The 21,245-nt window shown below is 65.4% G+C and carries 14 protein-coding genes; 4 read left to right on the top strand and 10 right to left on the bottom strand.

From position 1 onward, the window contains the following. Nucleotide 1 precedes the first annotated feature (1 nt). The 8 genes from ACNEOT_RS14685 to ACNEOT_RS14650 form a co-directional block, all read right to left on the bottom strand. Nucleotides 2-1,414, bottom strand: coding sequence for an endolytic transglycosylase MltG (locus ACNEOT_RS14685; RefSeq protein ID WP_415974729.1), 1,413 nt, complete (start codon nt 1,412-1,414; stop codon nt 2-4). Then, a complete protein-coding gene (ruvX, locus tag ACNEOT_RS14680; RefSeq protein WP_415975189.1) occupies nt 1,411-1,944 on the bottom strand; it encodes a Holliday junction resolvase RuvX in 534 nt (177 codons plus the stop codon). The genes ACNEOT_RS14685 and ruvX overlap by 4 nt, the downstream gene beginning before the upstream one ends. A 2-nt stretch (nt 1,945-1,946) precedes the next feature. Continuing rightward, the gene (gene alaS, locus ACNEOT_RS14675; RefSeq protein WP_415974728.1) at nt 1,947-4,616 is read right to left on the bottom strand and encodes an alanine--tRNA ligase; all 2,670 of its coding nucleotides are present in this window, start codon (nt 4,614-4,616) and stop codon (nt 1,947-1,949) included. A gap of 43 nt (nt 4,617-4,659) precedes the next feature. Then, the gene (locus ACNEOT_RS14670) at nt 4,660-6,051 is read right to left on the bottom strand and encodes a replication-associated recombination protein A (RefSeq protein WP_415974726.1); all 1,392 of its coding nucleotides are present in this window, start codon (nt 6,049-6,051) and stop codon (nt 4,660-4,662) included. 52 nt (nt 6,052-6,103) lie between these two features. Continuing rightward, nucleotides 6,104-7,273, bottom strand: coding sequence for a kinase (locus ACNEOT_RS14665; protein ID WP_415974725.1), 1,170 nt, complete (start codon nt 7,271-7,273; stop codon nt 6,104-6,106). A gap of 156 nt (nt 7,274-7,429) precedes the next feature. After that, entirely contained in the window at nt 7,430-8,329 is a 900-nt protein-coding gene (locus ACNEOT_RS14660) for a transglutaminase family protein (RefSeq protein WP_415974723.1), read from the bottom strand. Further along, on the bottom strand, nt 8,329-11,061 hold the full coding sequence (locus ACNEOT_RS14655; RefSeq protein WP_415974722.1) for a circularly permuted type 2 ATP-grasp protein: 2,733 nt from the start codon (nt 11,059-11,061) through the stop codon (nt 8,329-8,331). Before ACNEOT_RS14655 ends, ACNEOT_RS14660 begins: the two co-directional genes overlap by 1 nt. 125 nt (nt 11,062-11,186) lie before the next feature. Then, nucleotides 11,187-14,576: a DUF2126 domain-containing protein gene (locus ACNEOT_RS14650; protein ID WP_415974720.1), complete on the bottom strand. Its 3,390-nt coding sequence runs from the start codon at nt 14,574-14,576 to the stop codon at nt 11,187-11,189. 207 nt (nt 14,577-14,783) lie between these two features. Between ACNEOT_RS14650 and ACNEOT_RS14645 the strand changes: the two genes are divergently transcribed. Next, nucleotides 14,784-15,404: an RDD family protein gene (locus ACNEOT_RS14645; RefSeq protein ID WP_415974718.1), complete on the top strand. Its 621-nt coding sequence runs from the start codon at nt 14,784-14,786 to the stop codon at nt 15,402-15,404. A gap of 127 nt (nt 15,405-15,531) precedes the next feature. Beyond that, nucleotides 15,532-16,668: a hypothetical protein gene (locus ACNEOT_RS14640; protein WP_415974717.1), complete on the top strand. Its 1,137-nt coding sequence runs from the start codon at nt 15,532-15,534 to the stop codon at nt 16,666-16,668. Between the two features lie 64 nt (nt 16,669-16,732). On the opposite strand, the gene aspS is transcribed toward ACNEOT_RS14640, so the two are convergent. Next, on the bottom strand, nt 16,733-18,520 hold the full coding sequence (gene aspS / locus ACNEOT_RS14635) for an aspartate--tRNA ligase (protein ID WP_415975187.1): 1,788 nt from the start codon (nt 18,518-18,520) through the stop codon (nt 16,733-16,735). Between the two features lie 169 nt (nt 18,521-18,689). On the opposite strand from aspS, the gene ACNEOT_RS14630 reads away from it, so the two are divergent. Continuing rightward, nucleotides 18,690-19,610 carry a neutral zinc metallopeptidase gene (locus ACNEOT_RS14630; RefSeq protein ID WP_415974716.1) on the top strand — a complete coding sequence of 307 codons (921 nt, stop codon included), beginning with the start codon at nt 18,690-18,692 and terminating at the stop codon, nt 19,608-19,610. Nucleotides 19,611-19,621: 11 nt separating this feature from the next. Here ACNEOT_RS14630 and ACNEOT_RS14625 read toward each other — a convergent pair whose 3' ends face one another. Then, the gene (locus tag ACNEOT_RS14625; RefSeq protein WP_415974715.1) at nt 19,622-20,650 is read right to left on the bottom strand and encodes an Rv2578c family radical SAM protein; all 1,029 of its coding nucleotides are present in this window, start codon (nt 20,648-20,650) and stop codon (nt 19,622-19,624) included. Nucleotides 20,651-20,771: 121 nt separating this feature from the next. Between ACNEOT_RS14625 and ACNEOT_RS14620 the strand changes: the two genes are divergently transcribed. Then, complete coding sequence (locus tag ACNEOT_RS14620; protein ID WP_415974714.1) at nt 20,772-21,242, top strand: DUF3237 family protein; 471 nt, start codon at nt 20,772-20,774, stop codon at nt 21,240-21,242. The last annotated feature ends 3 nt before the right edge of the window (nt 21,243-21,245 follow it).

Genomic DNA, 21,245 nt, shown 5'->3' with positions numbered 1-21,245 from the left:
GTCAGCGACCGCTGTCGAGGAAGCCCGGCTCGACCTTCGTGATGTTCGCCAGGTGCTCCTCGTAGCTGCGGGTGAAGAGAGTTTCGCCCGCCTGGTTGATGGTCACGAAGTACAACCAGTCACCGTCGGCAGGCTTCTCGACCGCCTGCACCGCGCCGATGCTCGGCGCGGAGATCGGGGTTGCCGGCAGCCCTTCGCTGGCATAGGTGTTCCACGGGGTCACGCGGGCACGGTCGGCGTCCGTGGTGGCCACCTCGGTCGTGTCGAGCGAGTAATTGACGGTCGAATCGAATTCGAGCTTCTGCGGCACCGCGAGGCGGTTGAGGATCACCCGGGCCACCTTGCTGAAATCCTGCGGCAGGGACTCACGTTCGACGAGGGAGGCGGCGACGAGGGTGTCGTACGGCGTCAGCCCGGATTCGGTACCCGCGCTGAGGATTCCGGTGTCCTCGTAGCGGGTCGCGCTCTCGGAGACCAACTGCTTCAGAATGTCGGTCGGAGCAGCACTCGGATCGAAGTCCCAGGTTCCCGCAGCGATCAGACCTTCGAGCTGGCGATCGCGATCCGGTACTCCTTCGACGCGATCGGTGGCCCAGTCGGGCACGCCCAACGCCGCAGGGTCGTCGACGGCACCTGCGGCGTTGAGATCGTCGTAGCTCACGCAGGTGGGGGTCCCGCTTCCGGTTCGGTCCACGCAGCTGGCCTCGGAGATCAGCGTGTAGATGCCTTTCTTGACGGCACCGGTGTTCACGTCTCGCGCGTCGTGCAGCTGACGACCCTCCGAGATCACCATGTTGCCCACCCGCGACGCGGGGTCGACGAGTTCGCTCACTGCCCGCGCAGCAGGCACGTTGCCGGTGAGCAGATAGAAGCCGGGCTGGACCGAGGTGATGGCGTTGTTCTGCAGCGCTGCTTCGAGAAACGCGCCCGAGCTGGCAACGACACCCTTGTCCGCTGCCTGGGTACCGATCTGCTCGGCGGTGTCGTTGGGATGCACCTGAATCACGACTCCATCACCGGACTCGCCTGCAGCGAAATCCGCGTTGGGTGTCGTTCGATCGCCGAATTTGTTCACCGCGAAATACCCTCCGCCTGCTACCGCGAGGACCACCAGCAGCCCGAGGACCGCTGCGATTGCACGTCCACGACGCTTGCGGCTGGTCGCGGCTCGGTCCCTGCGTACGGCTGCGCGGCTGCGCCCGACTTCCTGTGGCACCGCTCCGCGCCCGGCCTCGTCGTCGAGCCCGCGATCTGCGTTGCGGGAGGCCCTGGGGTGCGGTTCCTGACGCTGCGGATGGCCGTGCACGCTCCGGTGGAAGTCGCTGCCCTCGTCCACGCGATACCCGATCGGGTCGGTGTGCGCCTCGTCCGAGCGCGCATCTCGCCGGTCCCGATCGGACCCTTGGTAGTTCACTCGTCGACCTCCGTCGATCCTGGATTGTTCGCTGCACGATCCGACACGGCACGACGCTCGTCGAGCCAGCCCTGCAGTATCGCCACCGCCGCAGCCTGATCGATCACCGAACGTTGATTCTTGGCTCGCACGCCGCTGTCCCGTAGAGCCCGCGACGCGCTCACGGTAGTCAGTCGCTCGTCGGCCATCCGAATCGGTACATCTCCCAACCGCCGGTGCAGGGAGCGTCCGAATCTCTCGGCCGCGTCGACGGCGCTGCCGCGCTCCCCCCGCAGGGTCCGAGGTAGCCCGATCACGATCTCGACGGCTTCGTACTCGGCAACGATCTCCGCTACGCGCACCACGTCCGGAGCGTCCGGACCCTTGATCTTCGACCGCGGGACGGTCTCGACCGGTGTGGCGAGTACCCCGTCGGGGTCGCTCGACGCGATGCCGATGCGGACGCTGCCGACGTCGATTCCGATCCGACGGCCACGGCCCGGATCGTCGACGCCGGGCCGATCGGGGCCGCGCCCCTGAGTTGTCACGATCGTCAGTGGGTGGTGAGTTCGGTCAATCGGGCCCGGGCAGCGTCGATACCGGCTGCGATACCGGCGACGTCCGACCCCGATCCCTGAGCCAGTTCGGGCTTGCCACCACCGCGGCCACCGATACTGGGACCGAACGCAGCGACCAGATCGCCCGCGGCGACGCCCTCGTCCTGGGCAGCCTTGTTGGTCGAGACCACGAACGGGACCTTGCCGTTAACCGTGCCGAACAGCACCACCGCCGCCGGATCCGTGCCCAACCGGCCCCGGATGTCGGTCACCAGGGTGCGCAGGTCGTTGCCGCCTACACCGTCCGGTGCCTGGGCGATCACCGCACGCACGGAACCGAATCGTTCGGCCTTTCCGACGAACTCACCGGCCGAGGCCAGCACCGCGGCCGCCTTGACCGCGTCGAGTTCCTTCTCGGCGACGCGCAGCCGCTCGACGAGGTTCTCGATGCGTGCCGGCACCTCCTCGGAGGGCACCTTCAGCGACGACGCGATGCCGGCCAGCAGAGCGCGTTCCTTGGCCAGATAGCGGTACGAATCGAGACCGACGAACGCTTCGACGCGCCGCACTCCCGAACCGACGGAGGATTCTCCGAGAATGGTGACCGGACCGATCTGCGACGAGTGCTCCACGTGGGTACCGCCGCACAGTTCCATCGAGAACGGGCCGCCGATCTCGACCACGCGGACCTCGTCGCCGTAGTTCTCACCGAACAGCGCCATCGCGCCCATCTTCTTGGCGCTGTCGAGATCGGTGACCAGGGTGTTGACCGCGAAGTCCGAGCCGACCGCATCGTTGGCCACGTTCTCGATGTCGTCGCGCTGGGCCTCCGAGAGCGCACCCTGCCACGAGAAGTCGAATCGGAGGTAGCCGGGCTTGTTCAGCGAACCGGCCTGCGTCGCGTTGGGCCCGAGTACCTGTCGCAGTGCGGCGTGCACCATGTGGGTACCCGAGTGCCCCTGAGTCGCACCCTTACGCCACGCATGGTCGACGTCGACGTGGACGGTGTCGCCCTCGGTGATCTGACCGGATTCGACCACCGACTTGTGCGTCCAGACCTTCTTGGCGATCTTCTGCACGTCGTTGACCTTGACGCCGAGCCCGGGTGCGGTGATGGTGCCGATATCGGCGATCTGGCCGCCGGACTCCGCGTACAGGGGGCTGCGATCGAGAATGATCTCGATGCTCTCCCCCGCAACCGCGGTCGGAACGCGGACACCGTTGGAGATCAACGCCAATACCGTTGCCTCGGAACCGAGTTCGTCGAATCCGGTGAACTCGGTCGGCGAACCGTCGACGAAGTCCTTGTAGACCGTGAGGTCGGTGTGCGCGTGCTTGCGGGCGCGGGCGTCGTCCTTGGCGCGGTTGCGCTGCTCGGCCATCAGCGACCGGAAGCCGTCCTCGTCCACCGACAGGCCTGCTTCGGCTGCCATCTCCAGGGTCAGGTCGATCGGGAATCCGTAGGTGTCGTGCAGGGCGAATGCTTCTGCGCCGCCGATCTTCTTCGCACCCGACGCCTTGACGGCCTCGGCCGCGCCCTCGAACAGGCGCGAACCCGACGTGAGGGTCTTGAGGAACGCCGTCTCCTCCCCCACGGCGACCGTGAGGATGCGATCGAAATCGGTGACCAGGTTGGGGTAGGACTCGGCCATCGTGTCGCGTACGACGGTGATGAACTGCGCCATCGTCTCGTCGGGAGCCCCGAGCAGACGTGCGGATCGGACGATGCGGCGCAGCAGCCGACGCAGCACGTAGCCGCGCCCGTCGTTTCCGGGGTTGACGCCGTCGGAGATGAGCAGCGCCGCGGTGCGCGCGTGATCGGCGATGACGCGGAAACGCACGTCGTTGTCGTGGTCAGCGCCGTAAGCGCGTCCCGAGAGCTCCTCGGCCTTGGCGATCACCGGGCGAACGAGATCGGTCTCGTAGACGTTGTCCACGCCCTGCAGCAGGAACGCAACGCGCTCGACGCCCATACCGGTGTCGATGTTCTTCTTCGGCAGCGGACCGAGAATCTCGAAGTCGTCCTTGCTGATTCCCTTGCCGCGTTCGTTCTGCATGAACACGAGGTTCCAGATCTCGATGTACCGATCCTCGTCGGCCTCGGGACCACCCTCGACACCGAACTCCGGTCCGCGGTCGTAGTAGATCTCGGAGCAGGGTCCGCAGGGGCCGGGGATACCCATGGACCAGTAGTTGTCGGCCATTCCGCGCCGTTGGATGCGCTCGTCGGGCAGACCGGCGATTTCCTTCCACAGCTCGATCGCCTCGTCGTCGTCGAGATAGGCTGTGGCCCATATGCGTTCGGGATCGAACCCGTATCCGCCGTCCTCGACACTGTCCGTCAACAGAGACCAGGCATGCCGAATGGCGTCTCGCTTGAAGTAGTCGCCGAAGGAGAAGTTGCCGGCCATCTGGAAGAACGTGTTGTGCCGAGTGGTGATGCCGACATTCTCGATGTCGAGGGTGCGCACGCACTTCTGGACGCTGGTCGCAGTGTTGTACGGCGGCGTCTGCTGACCGAGGAAGAACGGCACGAACGGAACCATGCCCGCATTGACGAACAGCAGGTTGGGGTCGTCGAGAATCAACGACGCACTGGGTACTTCGGTGTGTCCCGCCTTCACGAAATGGTCGAGGAAACGCCTGCGGATCTCATGGGTCTGCACTGATACAGGTTAGCGTCGTCGGACCCCGTCCCGAACCGAGGCCCTATCGGCCCCGGATGATTCGACGCAGTTTCCCCACCCTGGTCGCTATTTCTCGCTCGGCTCCGTGCTCGGTGGGCTCGTAGTAGTTCACACCCACCAGCTCGTCCGGTGGATACTGTTGCCCGAGCACGCCGCCCGGACTGTTGTGCGGATACTTGTACCCGACGGCGTTGCCCAGCCCCTGCGCTCCCTTGTAGTGGCCGTCGCGCAGGTGCGGCGGTACCGATCCGGACTTGCCTGCCGCGACGTCGGCCATGGCCGCACCGAGGGCGCTGATCACCGCACCGGACTTGGGGGCAGTGGCCAGATGGATCGTCGCCTGCGCCAAGGCCAGCCGCGCCTCGGGCATCCCGATCATCTGCACCGCGCTCGCCGCAGCCGTCGCCGTCTGCAGCGCCGTGGGATCGGCCATTCCGATGTCCTCGCTGGCGTGCACGACGAGACGTCGAGCGATGAACCGCGCGTCCTCGCCTGCCGTGATCATCCGCGCCAGATAGTGCAGTGCGGCATCGACGTCGGACCCTCTGATCGACTTGATGAACGCACTGATGACGTCGTAGTGCTGATCTCCGTCGCGGTCGTAACGCACGGCGGCCTTGTCGACACTCGCCTCGACCGTCGCCAGGTCCAATGTCCCGTCGGTCGCAGCGCCCGCCGCCGCCTCCAGCGCCGTCAGTGCACGGCGGGCATCACCGGCCGCGAGGCGAACCAGGTGATCCATCGCGTCCTCGGCGATGGTCACCGCACCGTCCAAGCCGCGAGGATCGTTGGCCGCACGAGTGAGCAACAATTCGATGTCCTCGGCTGCCAGCGGCTGCAATTGCAGAACCAGTGATCGAGACAGCAGCGGAGACACCACCGAGAACGACGGATTCTCCGTGGTCGCGGCCACCAGCAACACGATTCGATTCTCGACGGCAGCGAGCAAGGCGTCCTGCTGGGTCTTGGAGAAGCGGTGTACCTCGTCGATGAACAACACCGTCTGCTCACCCGAGAGCAGACGCCGTCGTGCCAGTTCGATGACGTTGCGTACTTCCTTGACACCGGCAGAGAGCGCGCTCAGCGCCTCGAACTTGCGTCCGGTGGCCCCGGAGATCAACGACGCCAATGTCGTCTTGCCGGTTCCCGGCGGGCCGTAGAGCATCACCGAGGACGCACCGGAACCCTCGACGAGCCGCCGCAGCGGAGCGCCCGGAGCGAGCAGATGGGACTGTCCGACCACCTCGTCGAGGGTCGTCGGACGCATTCTCACGGCCAGTGGTGCGTCCGGCCTGGTGTAGGTCGAGGTGGGGCGTGACTCAGCGATTGTCGCCTCCGGCGGAGCAGGCGTGTCGAACAGTCCGTCGTCGGAGTCGTCGCCGACCGATATGTCACTTCCGAAACCGCCGCTCACCGGTCGAACGCTACCGATCCAACGGCCGTGAACGCGAACGACGCCTCCCGCGTCAGCGTTCCCACTTCGTTCGCAGAGCAGCCGCGACCGACGCGGCGTATTCGGCGATCCCGGCTTCGCCCGCACGGGCCGCGCGATCGGCCAACACCGACCACCGGGAAATCAGCGCCTGCGACCGGGGAACCGACAGATGGTGCGCGCGGGCCGCAGCGATGCGGGTGTGGTCGTCGGGAAGGAACCAGTACGTGGTCAGCCACACCCAGATCAGACGCGCGTCGAGGATCTTGCTCGCCAGCGCGGTGTCGTCGGCCAACGCAGGCCAGATGCTCACCACTTCCGAGCGCCACGCGTCGATCATCGCCTGTTCGCGGACGTGGGAGAGCTCGAAACTGCACAGGCAGCCGGGGAACGACGCCAGCGCGTACGTGATGTCGAGGGTGGCATCGCGGAACCCGCCCCACTCGTAATCGAGGAATCGGACGCCTTCGTCGTTGACGATGATGTTGTCGGGGCACAGATCGGACGGGCTGAAGGCACGAAAGGCCCCGTGCGCGAACAGACGTCCGCTGCGGGAGACGCGATCGAGAATCGCGTCCGGGGTCGGCCCTACGCCGAGCAACCCGGTGAGCAAACTCGGAACCCGAGCTAGGGCGTCGGGAATCTGGGCGGAAATCCCGTCGGTGGAATCCGGCTGCCCGACGCGGCGCAGCAGAGCGGCGAAATCGTCCTCGCGGCCGACAGTGGCGGCATGCATGCGGCCGAGCGCCTGCGCCATCGCCATCAGCGAATTGGTCACCGCGGCCTCGTCCGAATTGCGCAGCAGAGTGGTGATCGGGCTGGCGTCACCGAGATCGCTGAGCACGAGCAGTCGGGCATCGAGATCGTAGGCGTGCAGCTCGGGTCCAGGCCTGCTGTCGGTGGCAAGAGCGTTGGCGAACTGGTAGGACGCCGCCTCGCGCAGGAAGGCGCTCTTACCGGAGATGTCGGCGAGCTCCGTGTGGAGTTCCGATTCCCCGGGCAGATCGCGTACCTGCTTGATCACCAGCGTGCGAGGAAGCTGAAAAGGGTTCTCGGACACTCGGACTCGCAACACGACAGCCTGGCCACTACCGCCCAGATTCACCGGGTCGATCAACGTCACCGGAGCTCCGGTGCGTTTGGTGAGGAGTCGCTGAGCTGCTGCTACTACCTCTGATACAGGGTCTGCCAGTGTTGCGGTCATCGATGTCCAAGCTACCCGTTCGCTGCGTTCTGCTGTGCCGTGTCGGCGGCTACGAATGAGACACGATTGCCCGTTTTGCGGCTTTCGTACGACTTCATCCCCAGATACGACCAGATGGTCGGTTACCCCCGAGCCACCGAATTATGCCGGGTTTCGCTACTGCGGCGCAACGTCGACCGACACCGCGATGGTGCTCTCCTCCGCTTCGGTGTAGATCACCCCACGCAGGGGTGGAACGTCGGCGTAGTCACGCCCCCACGCCACGGTCGCGTACCGCTCGTCGACCAGCTGATCGTTGGTGGGATCGAATGCAAGCCACCGATCGTTGGGCATCCACACCGCAGCCCACGCATGGGTCGCGTCGACGCCGATCATCCGCTCTTTCCCGGGCGGAGGTTCGGTTGCGAGATATCCCGAGACGTACCGCGCGGCCAGGCCCTGCGATCGCAGGCAGGCGATGGCCAGGCGAGCGAAGTCCTGGCACACCCCCGATCGCGCGGCGAGCACGTCGACCACGGTGGTCGAGACCGTCGTCGAGCCGGAGAGATACCGGAAATCGGTGAAGATTCGATGCGTCAGATCCACGATGACGTCCACGAGGGGACGACCGGGCCAGAAGCTGGGTGCAGCGTAGGCACGCACCTCGTCGGTGATCTCCGGAGTCGGTAGATCCAGAGCGAACTCGACGGCCGACGCGCGTGCAGGATCGGCGGGCACGTTCGCACCGAACAGTGCCATCCGAGCGGACTCCCAGGATGCCGTCGCCGGCCACGACGTGGTCTCGTCCTGCGGACGCGGGTAGACCTCCACCAGTGAATCAGCGGTCACCACCAGCTTCTCGTGGTCGTGCGTCACGTGGAAGTACACGTCCTCGTTGCCGTAGACGTCGACACCGAAGGATTGATCGGTGGGAGCCGGCTCGACGGTCACCGACTTCTCGACGCAGTGCTGTCCGTCCATGTCGCGTGGAGCCAAGAAGCCCCGACCGTACGAGGAGGTCACGCGATCGGAGTACGTGTACGTGGTGATGTGTTTGATTCGGTACCGACGACTCATCACCGCACCCCGTTCGCAGTTCGAATGCTCGAGCTGCCCCACAGTGGCTGTGTGCCACCGGGCAGAGACATGTGTGTGGCAAGGACGACGCGGGACAACTCTTCGAACGAGTCGTGGATACCGTCGACCAGCTCGAGCAGTTCCACCCGTCGACCGTTGGCATCGACCGATTCGAGATCGCCGGGGTCGACGCGGCGCAGCCTCACCCGCATCTGCTCGACGAGCTGCTCGGGCCGTGACGTACCCGAGGCGTCGGGCAGTGAGCCGAGGTCGTCCCTGAGGCGATCGAGATGGTAGACCAGCGCTCGCGGGTTGCCCTCGTCGAACAACAGCAGCTGGGCGACCGCCGCCGGGCGCGCGCGTCCGCTGTTGCGTCTGCGGTAGATCACCGAGGACTCGGCTGCCGACAACACCGAATCGATCACCGCCTGCTCGGTCGACGGCGTGAGGGCGTGGCTCAGTGTTGCCGAGAGCAGCGCAGTGAGCTGCAGACCGCGTTCGATCCGCTTACCCGCGTCCATCAGGTACCAGCCGGCATCGCGCACCATCGACTCCGACGCCAGACCGGCCAGCGCAAGCAGTCCACGCAACACACTCGATTGCGACGACGCCAGTTGCGCGCCGTTGTGCACTGCTGATTCCTCGAGCTCTTCGAGCGCAGTGTCGATGCGATTGAGAACAGCCCAGGTGTCATTGGAAAGCTGGTCGCGCACAGCGCGCGCCGCCTGCTGCATCCGGTCGACCGATTGCGCCAGTGACCCCATCCGCGACGTCGAGAGCATCAACGAGCGCATTTCCACGGTCGCATCGGCGCGAGTCTTCTCGTCGAGGAAACCCGGCCAGGTGCGCGAGACCTTCGTGACCGCTTCGAGAAGAATCGGAAGACTGTCGCTGCCCTCGAGCCACGGCATCGAGCGGTAGTCCTGATTGCGTTCGCGCGCGGCGATGAGCAGTCGTGTCATGTCCTCGGCCCGCTCGCTGTAGCGGCCGAACCAGAACAGGTCACCCAACACACGAGGTGAACTGACGACGTCCACGTTGGACGCGGCGTACTGCGGCAACTCCTCGACCGTCGCAGGCGGAGTGTGCGGAGCAGAATCGGCCGGGGTGACCCGTTCGATCGACTTGACCCACACGTCCTTCGACGCCACCGTGATGAGCGGCTCGGTGACCGGAGCGGTGAGCACCACCTGCCCGAGACCACCGCGCATCGGGGTGTACCCACCGCGCTGTGCGACCGTGAACAGCCTCATCCCCACCTGCGCGGGAGCAACGGACAGCTGCGCGCCGGGTCCACCGTCGATCGAGGAACCGACCGGAGCCAACGAGAACTCGGGGACCTCCTGCCCGGTCCACTTCCACGGCTCGGCAACGATGCGATCCCACAGCTCCCCGGCCGCGACATCGGTGAGATCGTGCCCCACGATCGTGCGACGCGTCGTGGTCGACCGCAGCACCAGCGAACGCATGCGATTGCGTATGTGCGAGAGCTGGTTCGGCTCGCCGCCCCAATAGGTGGGAACCGAACCGAGAACCAAGTCCTCGCCCAGCAACGCACGGCTGAGCTCCGGGAGCAGCGGAAGGAGAGCCGGGTTCTCGAGAACCCCGCTACCGAGGGTGTTGACCACGCTCACCGCACCGCGTCGCAACACCTCCACCAAACCGACGACGCCCAGATGCGAATCCGGCCGCAGATCGAGTGGATCGGCGAACTCGGCGTCGACTCGGCGCAGTACCACGTCAACTCGGCGCAGCTTACCGAGCGACCGCATCCACAGACAGCCGTCGCGGACCACGAGATCGGCATTCTCCACGAGAGGAAAGCCGAGAACCGTTGCCAGATAAGCCTGATCGAACGCAGTCTCGGAATGCGAACCCGGGCTCAACACCACCACGACGGGATTCTCTGCCGAGGCGGGCGCCGCATCTCGGAGAGCCAACCGCACCGCACGCGCAAAGGTCGACAACGGCCTGGGATTGCTGGCCTGGAACAACTCGGGCATGGCGCGCGACATCACTCGCCGATCCGCGAGCGCGTATCCCACCCCCGACGGTGCCTGTGTGCGGTCGGCGATCACTCGAAATCTGCCGTCGGACCCACGAGCGACATCGGCGGCGTGCATGAACAACTGATGCGGCCCCGGAACGGTGATCGCATGCGCCGTCCGCAGGTAACCGGGGTTGCCGAACACCAGCTCCGGCGGAATCAACCCCCGACGAATGGTGTCCTGGGCACCGTAGATGTCCGTGAGCACAGCGTCGAGCAACATCGACCGCTGAACCAAACCGGCTTCGAGGCGATCCCACTCGTCGGCCGCCACCACCAACGGGACTCCGTCGAGACCCCATCGGACGGCACTGGGCATCTCGCTGCTGCCCGACGGAATGGGGTTGTACGTGATGCCATGGTCGTCGACCAGACGGCTCACCCGCGACTGCAACGTCTGCATGGCGCCCGGGCCGGCCTCACGCATTCCATCGACCAAGTCGGTCCAGTGCGGGCGGACGGCACCCTCGGAGTCGAGCATTTCGTCGAACAGATCTCCGCGACCGACCACGGCCTCCCGCCGGCCACGATAAGCCAGCCACGGCGAACCGGACGCGTCGGACCGAACTGCATCCGCCGCCGACACCGACTCGGCTCCACTCGACACATGGTCGTTCCGGCCGGCTCCACTCGAAACAGGTTCGTTCCGACCGGCTCCACTCAGGGCAGTATCCACGGGCACCATCGAGCCGTTGTTCCTTCCGTCGGTCGATCACACTCCGCCGCCGGGTGACCGTGTTCGAGACCGAACCCACCCGTTGCGCGTCGGACCGAGATCGCTACCGGTCGACTCGTTCTCCTGTGCACGCGTCAGCGCGTGTGAACTCCGGTCCGGCGCAGGTCCAGCATGCCGGGCGCAGCCACATCGATCGCTTGGCGAGCGTGCATCTCGAGCAATCTTGCTACGTCGACCTTTCCGGACGTGAACCCACCCTCCTCGAAGCGGCCGTTACGACGTGCCTCGGCCTCCACCGAGTTGACCGGAGGGCCGTCGTACGAGCGCCCTCCCGGGTGCACCACGTGGTACGAGCAGCCGCCGACCGCGCGGCCGGTCTGCAACTCCACCAGATCGAAACGCAGTGGGCTCTGCACCTCGATCGTCGGATGCAGAGCACTCGGCGGCTGCCAGGCGCGGTAACGGACACCGGCGACCTGAACATCCTGACGATCGGTGCGAAGCATCGGTACCGGCACCCCGTTGCACGTCACCATGTAGCGGCCTACGTCGGCACCGGCGACCTGCACCTGAATGCGCTCCACCGACGAGTCCACGTACCGCGCCGTCCCCGAGGACGTCGACTCCTCCCCGAGGGTGTTCCACGGCTCGATAGCACCGCGAAGCTCGATCTCGGCGTCGCCGACGACGGTGGTTCCGATCCGTGGAAATCGGAACTCGGTGAACGGGTCGAGCCAGCTGGTGTCGAAATCGATCCCGTGTTCGCGGAGATCCTCGACGACGCGACCGATGTCGTTGATGACGAAGTGCGGCAACATGTATCGACCGTGCAGGTTTGCTCCGTGCCGAATCAGTGGTGCCTCGAGCGGGGTGTCCCAGAACCGCGAGACCATCGATCGTACGAGCAGCGACTGCACCATCGCCATCTGATGATGCGGCGGCATCTCGAAACCGCGCAGCTCGAGCAGGCCCAGGCGGCCGCGGGTGGAGTCCGGGCTGTAGAGCTTGTCGATGCAGAACTCGGCCCGGTGCGTGTTGCCGGTGATGTCGGTGAGCAGGTGCCGCAGCGCCCGATCGACGACCCAGGGCGACGCCGATCGGTCGGCCCCGGTCAGCCTCTTGATCTCGCTGAAGGCGACTTCGAGTTCGTAGAGGGATTCCTCGCGGCCCTCATCGGCGCGGGGAGCCTGCGACGTGGTGCCGATGAATCGGCCCGAGAACAGGTACGACAACGACGGATGCCGCTGCCAGTGCGTCAGCAAGGACACCAGCAGATCCGGTCGACGCAGAACCGGTGAATCCACCGGCGTCACGCCGCCCAGAGTGATGTGGTTGCCGCCACCGGTTCCGCGGGTGGTGCCGTCGTTGTCGAATCCTTCGGTGCTCAACCGAGACTTCCGCGCCTCCAGATACAGGCGTTCCATCAGGTCGTTCTGTTCGGCCCACGAGGACGTCGGCTGAACGTTGACCTCGATCACACCGGGGTCCGGTGTGACGGTGAGGGTTTGAATACGCGGATCCGACGGTGGACCGTAGCCTTCGATGACGACCGGGGTGTCGATGCTCGACGCGGCCTGCTCGACGCGGGAAACGAGGTCGACGAAATCGTCCAAGCGGTCCATCGGTGGCATGAAGACGTGCAGGACGCCGTCGCGGACCTCGGCGACGAGAGCGGTGACGGCGGTGCCGCCGACTCCGGACGTCTCGTTCACCAACTGTGCGTAGCGGGACTCCGCCGGGTCGATCGCGCGCGGCGGTTGCTGCGTCAGCTGAGGTGTGGGCAGGTCCGGTTTGGGCGCGGTGGGGTCGGCCGGATTCTCGACCGGGCCGCCGTCCCACGAGATTGCGCGCAGCGGCAACCGCAGGCCCGCGGGAGAATCGCCCTCCAGCAACACGATTCGACCGCGTCGCAATTTCCAGTCCGAACTCTCCCAGCCCGAGCCGTCCTCGGTACGCGAGATGGGCAGCACGAACGCCGCCGGCTCGTCGGTGCTGGCATCGAGCCGTTCCAGCAGCCGCTTTCTGGCGTCCGCGGAATCGGCTCCTGGCCCCAGATCCTCGTCGTCGGCGGGTGGGTCACCGTACGGCTGACGCACCAGATCGAGCAGTTTGACCAGCGGGTCCTCGTAGGCCGGGCGCGCTTGCGAGGCAGGCAGACCCAAGGCCTCGACGAGTTCGGTGATCAATTCCTGCGACGCGGAATTGTCCACCGGCTCCGGACGCACATCGTCTGCCAACCAGGGATCGGCAATGAGGTCGGAGTCGTGCCACAGGGCCTGGCCGTCGGTGCGCCAGAACAATCCGACCTGCCAGCGCGGCAACGGCTCGCCGGGGTACCACTTGCCCTGACTGCGCTGCACCAGGCCGTCGGGTGCGTAGATGGTCCGAAGCCGTTCGGCGAGAACACTTGCCAGCTTGCGCTTGTGCGGGCCGTCCGCGGTGGTGTTCCACTCGGGCGCTTCCTGGTTCTCGATCGCGACGAATGTGGGCTCACCGCCGACTGTCAGCCGGATGTCCTGATCGAGCATCCGCTTGTCGATCTTTTCGGCGGTGGCCTTGATCGACTGCCACTGTTCGGCCGTGTAGGGCAACGTCGTTCGCGGATCCTCGTGCACGCGGACCACGGTGTTGGAGAAATCGAGTTCGGCCTTGCACTTGCTGGTTGCACCGGAAATGGCAGCTGCGGTGGACGGATGCGGCGTTGCCGACAGGGGGATGTGGCCTTCGCCTGCGAACAGACCTGAGGTCGGATCCATCCCGACCCAGCCCGCGCCGGGGAGATACACCTCGGTCCACGCGTGGAGATCGGTGAAGTCCTCCACCGGGCCGGACGGTCCGTCCAACGACTTGACGTCCGAGGACAACTGAACGAGGTAGCCCGAGACGAAGCGCGCGGCGAGACCCATCTGGCGGAGCACCGAGACCAGCAACCACGCCGAGTCGCGACACGAACCGACAGCAGAGGTCAACGTCAGATCCGGAGTCTGCACACCGGGTTCCATGCGCACGGAGTAACCGACGTCACCCATGACCGCCTGGTTTGCCATCACAAGGAAATCGATGGTGCGCAACGACTCTCCGCGCTCGACGACGGCGGCCTGCAGCTTTTCCACCCAGGCGGAGACCACCGGCCCCGGCCCCGAGCCCGCCTTGCCCTCGTCCACCGGCCGCAGATACGGCTCGAGATCGGGAAGATCGTGCTCCTCGTACGCGAAGCCGAAATTCTCGGCCCACTCCTCGACGAAGAAGTCCAGAGGGTTGATCGCGCCCATGTCGGCGACTAGCCCGACGGTGATCGACAGATGGTCGGTTCGCTCGGGGAACACCACCCGAGCGAGGAAGTTGCCGAACACATCCTGCTGCCAATTGACGAAATGCTCCGCCGGTTCGATCTTCAGCGAATACGCCTCGATGGGCGTACGCGAGTGCGGTGCCGGTCGCAGCCGAATCTCATGCGGGAAGATCTTGACGGTGCGGTCGAATTTGTAACTGGTGCGGTGTTCGAGTGCAACTTTGATGCCCACGGCGAGCCCCTCGTGATAGTCCCGGTATGGGTAGAACACACAACCCTAGTGGGACCACGCCCGGTGCGCTCGGCGAGGAATCGTGTCCGAAATGTGCACAGCAGGCAGGCGTGTAGTGCTTGACACCTACCCCGTCGTGCGGTTCGCTCAGCGAGAAATCGAGTCTTCGACCTACGCACGTCAAACTTTCCAGCCAAGGGGAATTTCGTGAGCGACAACCCACCCAACGGACCGCAGTACGGCTCCGATCCGAATCAACCTCAGTACCCCTCGAACCCAGGGTCCGGCTACCCGCCGCCCGGCAACTACCCGCCGCCCGGCAACTACCCACCGCCCGGCAACTACCCGCCACCTCCGGCAGGTGGTAACGCGGCATACGGTGTCGGCTCTCAGCTGCCCGGCGGTGCACAACCCGGCAGCCTCGGAATAAGGTTCGCGGCCCGGTTCATCGACGGACTGGTGCTCGCAGTCGTCCAAATCATCCTGTACTTCATTCTCCCGAACGGGTTCATCGGGACATTCCTGCTGGGCGTCGCGACGGCACTGATCGGGTTCGCCTACTTCACGCTTCTCGAGTCGTCCCGCGGCCAAACTCTGGGCAAGCAGCTCCTCGGCTTGCGTACCCTCGGCGTGGCAGGCGGAATACCGACGCAGGCCGAAGCAGCCAAGCGAAATGCCTTCCTGCTGCTCAACATCGTGCCGCTGCTCGGCAACTTCCTGGTGCTGGTGGCGTACATCGTCATTGCGGTGACCATCAACTCCAGCCCCACCAAGCAGGGCAAGCACGACGAGATCGCCGGCGGAACCCAGGTCGTCAGCGTCAAGTAACGCGCCGTCCACCCCACGAGCGGACCTCCGGGATTCTCCGGAGGCCCGCTCGTCTGCATTCGAGTGTTCAGAGCAGTCGAGGCCCTGACGGACCCCGCTCGGCGCAACCACAAACCAGGAGAACGATGTGAGCGACAATTCGACCGACGACCCGAGACCCGGCGAGGGATCCGATCCCGACCGCCTCGAACCGCCGAGCAATCCCCCGCCGACCGCGGGCAGCACACCGCCTCCTGCCGGTGGCCAGTACCCGCCCCCGCCTGGTGGTTACCCACCTTCTGGAGGAGCGCCCGGCAACTACCCACCACCCGGCAACTACCCACCACCAGGAAACTACCCACCGCCCGGCAATTTTCCTCCCCAGGGCAGCTACCCGCCTCCGGGGCCCCAGGGCGGTTACCAGCCTCCCGGTGGCTACCCGTCTCCAGGTGCTTACCCACCACCGCCCGGAAACTACCCGCCCCAAGGCGGCACACCCGGCGGCTATCCACCCCCACCCGGCAACTACCCACCCCCGCCTGGGAACTACGGAAACTACGGAAACCAGGGATACGGGCAGACACCCTTCGGGCCGAACCCCGGCCGCCTGGATGTCGGTGCCGCACTGAGCTACGGCTTCGACAAATTCAAGGCCAATGTCGGTCCGTGGCTCGGACTGACCGCCATCGTGTTCGTCGTGGGTGCAGTGGCGTTCGGTCTGGCCTTCGCATCGACCTTTGCCGCCGCGATGGACGCCGGCAATCGGGGTGAGACCCTGGACGTCGGTACGTTCTCGATAGTGTCGGTACTCCTTACCGCCGTCGCGACCTTCCTCGGATATTTCGTCAACGCGGTATTCGTGCGCGGAGCGCTGGACGAGACCGGTGGCCCTCAGAAGCCGATGTTCGGCCAGTTCTTTCGGCTGACCAATGTGCCCCAGATCGCCGTCCTGGCTGTGATCCTGACCGTGGTCACTGGAGTACTCGGACTCATTCCGTTTTTGGGTCCCGTTCTGCAGATCGTGATCGGCGTGCTGACAGCATTCACGTTGACCTTCGTACTGGACCGGAACCTACCCGCAATCGACGCCATCAAAGCCAGTGTCGACCTGGTCGTCAAGAACTTCGGCCCCGTCATTCTGCTGATCCTCGCCTTGGCTGCGATCAACATCATCGGTGCCATCCCGTGCTTCCTCGGCTTGCTGGTGACGGTGCCCGTCTCAGTGATCGCCACCACCTACGCGTATCGCGTTCTCACCGGTGGGACACTGTCCCCCGCGCGCTGACCTGCGGCGAACAGACGAATGGCCCCGTAGCGCTCGAGCGCTACGGGGCCATTCGTATTCGAAGCTATTGAACCTCGGCCGGTTCTTCCTTCTTCTCCGGCTTGAAGTCGACGCCCGATTCCTTACGCTGCTGCGCAGTGATCGGCGCGGGCGCGTCGGTCAGGGGGTCGATGCCGCCACCGGACTTGGGGAACGCGATGACCTCACGGATGGAATCGACTCCGGCGAGCAGCGCGGTGATGCGATCCCAGCCGAACGCGATTCCGCCGTGCGGCGGTGCGCCGTAGCTGAAGGCGTCGAGCAGGAAGCCGAACTTCTCCTGCGCCTCTTCCTTGCCGATGCCCATGATCTCGAACACTCGTTCCTGAATGTCCTTGCGGTGGATACGAATACTGCCGCCGCCGATCTCGTTGCCGTTGCAGACGATGTCGTAAGCGTAGGCAAGAGCAGATCCCGGATCGGTGTCGAAGGTGTCCATCGACTCCGGCTTCGGCGAGGTGAAGGCGTGGTGCACCGCTGTCCACGCGCCGGATCCGACGGCCACGTCGCCACTGGCGGTGGCGTCGGATGTCGGCTCGAACAGCGGTGCGTCGACGACCCACACGAAAGCCCACGCCTTCGGGTCGATCAGGTCGAGCTTACGAGCGATCTCGCCGCGCACGGCACCGAGCAATCCGCGCGAGGCCTTGATCGGGCCCGCGGAGAAGAAGATCGCGTCGCCGTTGTTCGCGCCGACGTGTGCAGCCAGGCCGTCGCGCTCGGCATCGGTCAGGTTCTTGGCGACCGGGCCACCGAGCGTGCCGTCCTCACCGACGAGTACGTATGCCAAGCCCTTGTGTCCACGCTGCTTGGCGAATTCCTGCCACCGGTCGAGCTGCTTGCGGGGCTGCGAGGCTCCACCCGGCATGACCACCGCGCCGACATACGGGGCCTGAAACACGCGAAATGTGGTGTCGGAGAAGAAGTCCGTGCACTCGACCAGTTCGATCTCGAATCGAAGATCGGGCTTGTCCGAACCGTAACGACGCATTGCCTCGGCGTACGTGATCCGAGGAATGGGCTCGGTGAAGTAATGCCCGACGAGCTTCCACAGCGACGCCAGAATTTCCTCGGCCAGCAGAATGACATCGTCCTGCGTGACGAAGCTCATCTCGACGTCGAGCTGGGTGAACTCCGGCTGGCGATCGGCGCGGAAATCTTCGTCGCGGTAGCACCGGGCAATCTGGTAATACCGCTCGATGCCGCCGACCATCAACAGCTGCTTGAACAGCTGCGGGCTCTGCGGCAGAGCGTAGAAGCTACCCGGCTGCAGACGCGCGGGAACCAGGAAGTCACGAGCACCTTCGGGCGTGGACCGCGTGAGCGTCGGAGTCTCGACCTCGACGAACTCGTGGTGCGCCAGCACCGAGCGGGCTGCGGCGTTGACGTGCGAACGCAACCGAATGGCATGACCCGGACCCTCGCGACGCAGGTCGAGATAGCGGTACTTCAGCCGGGCCTCTTCACCGGGCTGATCGTCGAGCTGGAACGGCAGTGGTGCCGCCTCGGACAGCACCTCGATCTCGGATGCCTCGACCTCGATCGCGCCGGTGGGGATCTCGTAGTTGGCGTTGCCCTCGGGCCGACTCTCGACCTTGCCGGTCACCTTCACGACGTATTCGGCGCGCAGTCGGTGGGCCTGCTCGAGTGCTGCTCCCTCACGGAAGACGACCTGGGACACACCGGACGCGTCACGCAGATCGATGAAGATGACGCCGCCGTGATCGCGTCGACGGGCCACCCATCCCGTCAGCGTCACGGTTCGGTCGACGTGCTCGGGGCGTAATGAGCCGGCGAGGTGGGTGCGCAGCACGGGTGTCCTTTCGAGAAAAATCCGCTGATCGTGTTGTTCGCTCACCGATCCTACGGAGCACATCACCCTAGAAGGAAACGAGATCCTGTCCTGGCATGCGAAGCTAGGGCCGATAGAGGCGACATCGGTTCGCACCACAGTTGTGGGCTCGGCGGAGGGGAACTCGGTCATGACGTTCAGAGAAGGCTCGCAGTCCACACCGGGCCGGGTCTCGGTCGGCGGCGGCGGGGGCGGGGGCGGCGGACGCGGCAAGTTGGCCATCGGCGGCGGCGCGGGTGGCTTGGTGATCATCGTCCTTGCCCTGCTGTTCGGCGGCGACCCGGGAGCAATCTTGAACCAGATCAGCGGCGGCGACAGTTCCGCCGGACAGAACGACTCCGGGTCGTCCGGAACGCTCGACTGTGATGTCGCGGAAGCGAACAGCAACGTCGACTGCCGGGTCGATTTCACGGTGGCGAGCCTGGACACCGTCTGGGAATCCCAATTGCAGTCGCAGACCGGCGTCGCCTACGTCCAACCCGAAGTCAACCTGTTCTCCGGATCGACGAATACCGGCTGCGGTAACGCAACCAGCGCCGTCGGGCCGTTCTACTGCCCGGCCGATTCGACGGCATATTTCGATACGAGCTTCTTCCAGGTCCTCGTCGACCAATTCGGTTCCAGCGGTGGACCTCTGGCGCAGGAGTACGTTGTTGCGCACGAGTTCGGGCACCACATCCAGAATCAGCTGGGTGATATCGGCCGCGCGCAGGCCGATCCGCAGGGACCCGAGTCCGGCGGCGTCAAGGTAGAGCTTCAGGCCGACTGCTACGCGGGCATCTGGGCGCACTATGCGGCCGACACGGTCGACCCGAAAACCGGAGTTCCCTTTCTCGAACCGCTGACCCCCACCGATATCGCCGACGCCCTGTCCGCCGCATCCTCGGTGGGCGACGACCGGATCCAGGAAGCGTCGACCGGCCGCGTCAACCCCGAGGGTTGGACGCACGGCTCGTCGGCGCAACGGCAGGCGTGGTTCACCGCGGGCTACGAGACCGGACAGGTTGGGGCCTGCGATACGTTCTCGGCGCGAGACCTCGACAATCCCTGAACGAGTGGCCGTCAGAACAGAGTGAGGGCCGGCCCCGAGGTCACCAGCTCGCGAGGTTCGGCAGGCTCGTTCGCGGGCAGCGAGCGGGTCTGCTCAGCGGCGAATCCGTAGTTCTCGAGCAACGGATCGATTCTGCCCTTCAGCCACCGTTTGTACTCCGGCGTGACGTACGCCCCGTGGCCGTAGAGCTGGCGGTACCTGCGTACCAAGGCCGGATGCTCCTTCACCAGCCAGCTCATGTACCAATCCTTGGTGCTCGAGCGCAGATGCATCGGTAGTGCCGTCACGGTCGTCGCACCCGCCTCGGCCAGTGCTCCGATCAGCCCGTCCAGTTGCTTGGCACCGTCGGTGAGAAAGGGAATCACCGGCGCAACCAGCACTCCGCAGTCCAGTCCCGCGTCCCGGACGGCACGGATGAGATCCAATCGTGCTCGAGGACTGGGAGTTCCGGGCTCGAGCTGCTTCTGCAAGTCCGCGTCGTGAATGGCGAGGCTGATGCTCACGTGCACATCGACCTGCCGAGCGGCCAACGTCAACAGAGGCAGATCGCGCCGCAGCAGCGTGCCCTTGGTGAGGATGGAGAACGGCGTCCCGGATTCGGTCAGAGCGCGAATGATTCCCGGCATCAACCGGTACCGCCCCTCCGCGCGTTGATAAGGATCGGTGTTGGTTCCGAGCGCCACCGGCTCCCGCTTCCAGGACCGGCGCGAGAGTTCCTTGCGCAACACCGCCGCCACGTTCGTCTTGACGACGATCTGTGAGTCGAAATCGTTGCCGGAGTTCAGATCCAGATATTCGTGGGTCGGCCGCGCGAAACAGTACCGACATGCATGCGAGCACCCACGCATCGGGTTGACGGTCCACGAGAACGGCACCTGCGATTCGCTCGGCACCTCGTTGAGCGCACTCTTGCACAGCACTTCGTGAAAAGTGATGCCCTCGAACTCCGGGGTCTGCACGCTGCGAACCAGACCGGACCGCTCGAGCCCCGGTAGCGCGCCGTCGTCCGCGGCGTCGAGAGTCTGACCGGCCCATCGCATGCACACAGTCGAACATTTGTTCTATGAGGTGTCAAGGCCGACTCGATGTCGATCCCCGCTCGGAGGTGGTCACCGGAAGGCGATAGCGTGGGTCCCAGTCGATCCTAGGAGTGCACCGCACGTGACCGCCCCGAACACACCGACCCTCGAACCCATTCTGCGACTCGGCCTCACGCTCGGGCCTGCCATCGAGATCGGTTCGGTACCCCAGGGCGAACGGGTGGTCACCACCGTTCTCGGAGGCGCAGCCCCCGGACCCGACATCGAGGGAACCCTCGCCGCCCGGTCGACCGTCGTCAGCGTGACGCGGCCGGACGGCTGTACGGAGTTCAGCAGCGACCTTGTTCTCGAATTGGCAAGCGGCGGTTACCTTTCGCTCGACTATCGCGGCGTTCAGTTCGGCCCGGCCGAGGTGATCGAGGCGTTGAACGATCCGGAGCGCGAAGTGGACCCCGCGACGTACTACTTCCGCGGCACCCTGCGCGTGTCGACGGCGGTGCCGAAGTTCACCTATCTGAACCGCGCGCTCGTGGTCACGTCCGGATCCCGATCGGCCGAGGCCGTTGTACTCGACGCGTTCCTGGTGACCTGACAA

It is taken from the genome of Rhodococcus sp. 077-4 (assembly GCF_047782425.1).
Classification (GTDB): Bacteria; Actinomycetota; Actinomycetes; order Mycobacteriales; family Mycobacteriaceae; genus Rhodococcoides.
The sequence above is the reverse complement of the archived record's forward strand: the minus strand, read 5'-3'. Positions and strand labels throughout refer to the sequence as shown.

Coding starts and splice junctions, on each gene's coding strand:
- ACNEOT_RS14665 (WP_415974725.1), bottom strand. CDS start 7,273: ATGACCGCAACACTGGCAGACCCTGTATCAGAGGTAGTAGCAGCAGCT.
- ACNEOT_RS14660 (WP_415974723.1), bottom strand. CDS start 8,329: ATGAGTCGTCGGTACCGAATCAAACACATCACCACGTACACGTACTCC.
- ACNEOT_RS14655 (WP_415974722.1), bottom strand. CDS start 11,061: ATGGTGCCCGTGGATACTGCCCTGAGTGGAGCCGGTCGGAACGAACCT.
- ACNEOT_RS14630 (WP_415974716.1), top strand. CDS start 18,690: ATGACGTTCAGAGAAGGCTCGCAGTCCACACCGGGCCGGGTCTCGGTC.
- ACNEOT_RS14625 (WP_415974715.1), bottom strand. CDS start 20,650: ATGCGATGGGCCGGTCAGACTCTCGACGCCGCGGACGACGGCGCGCTA.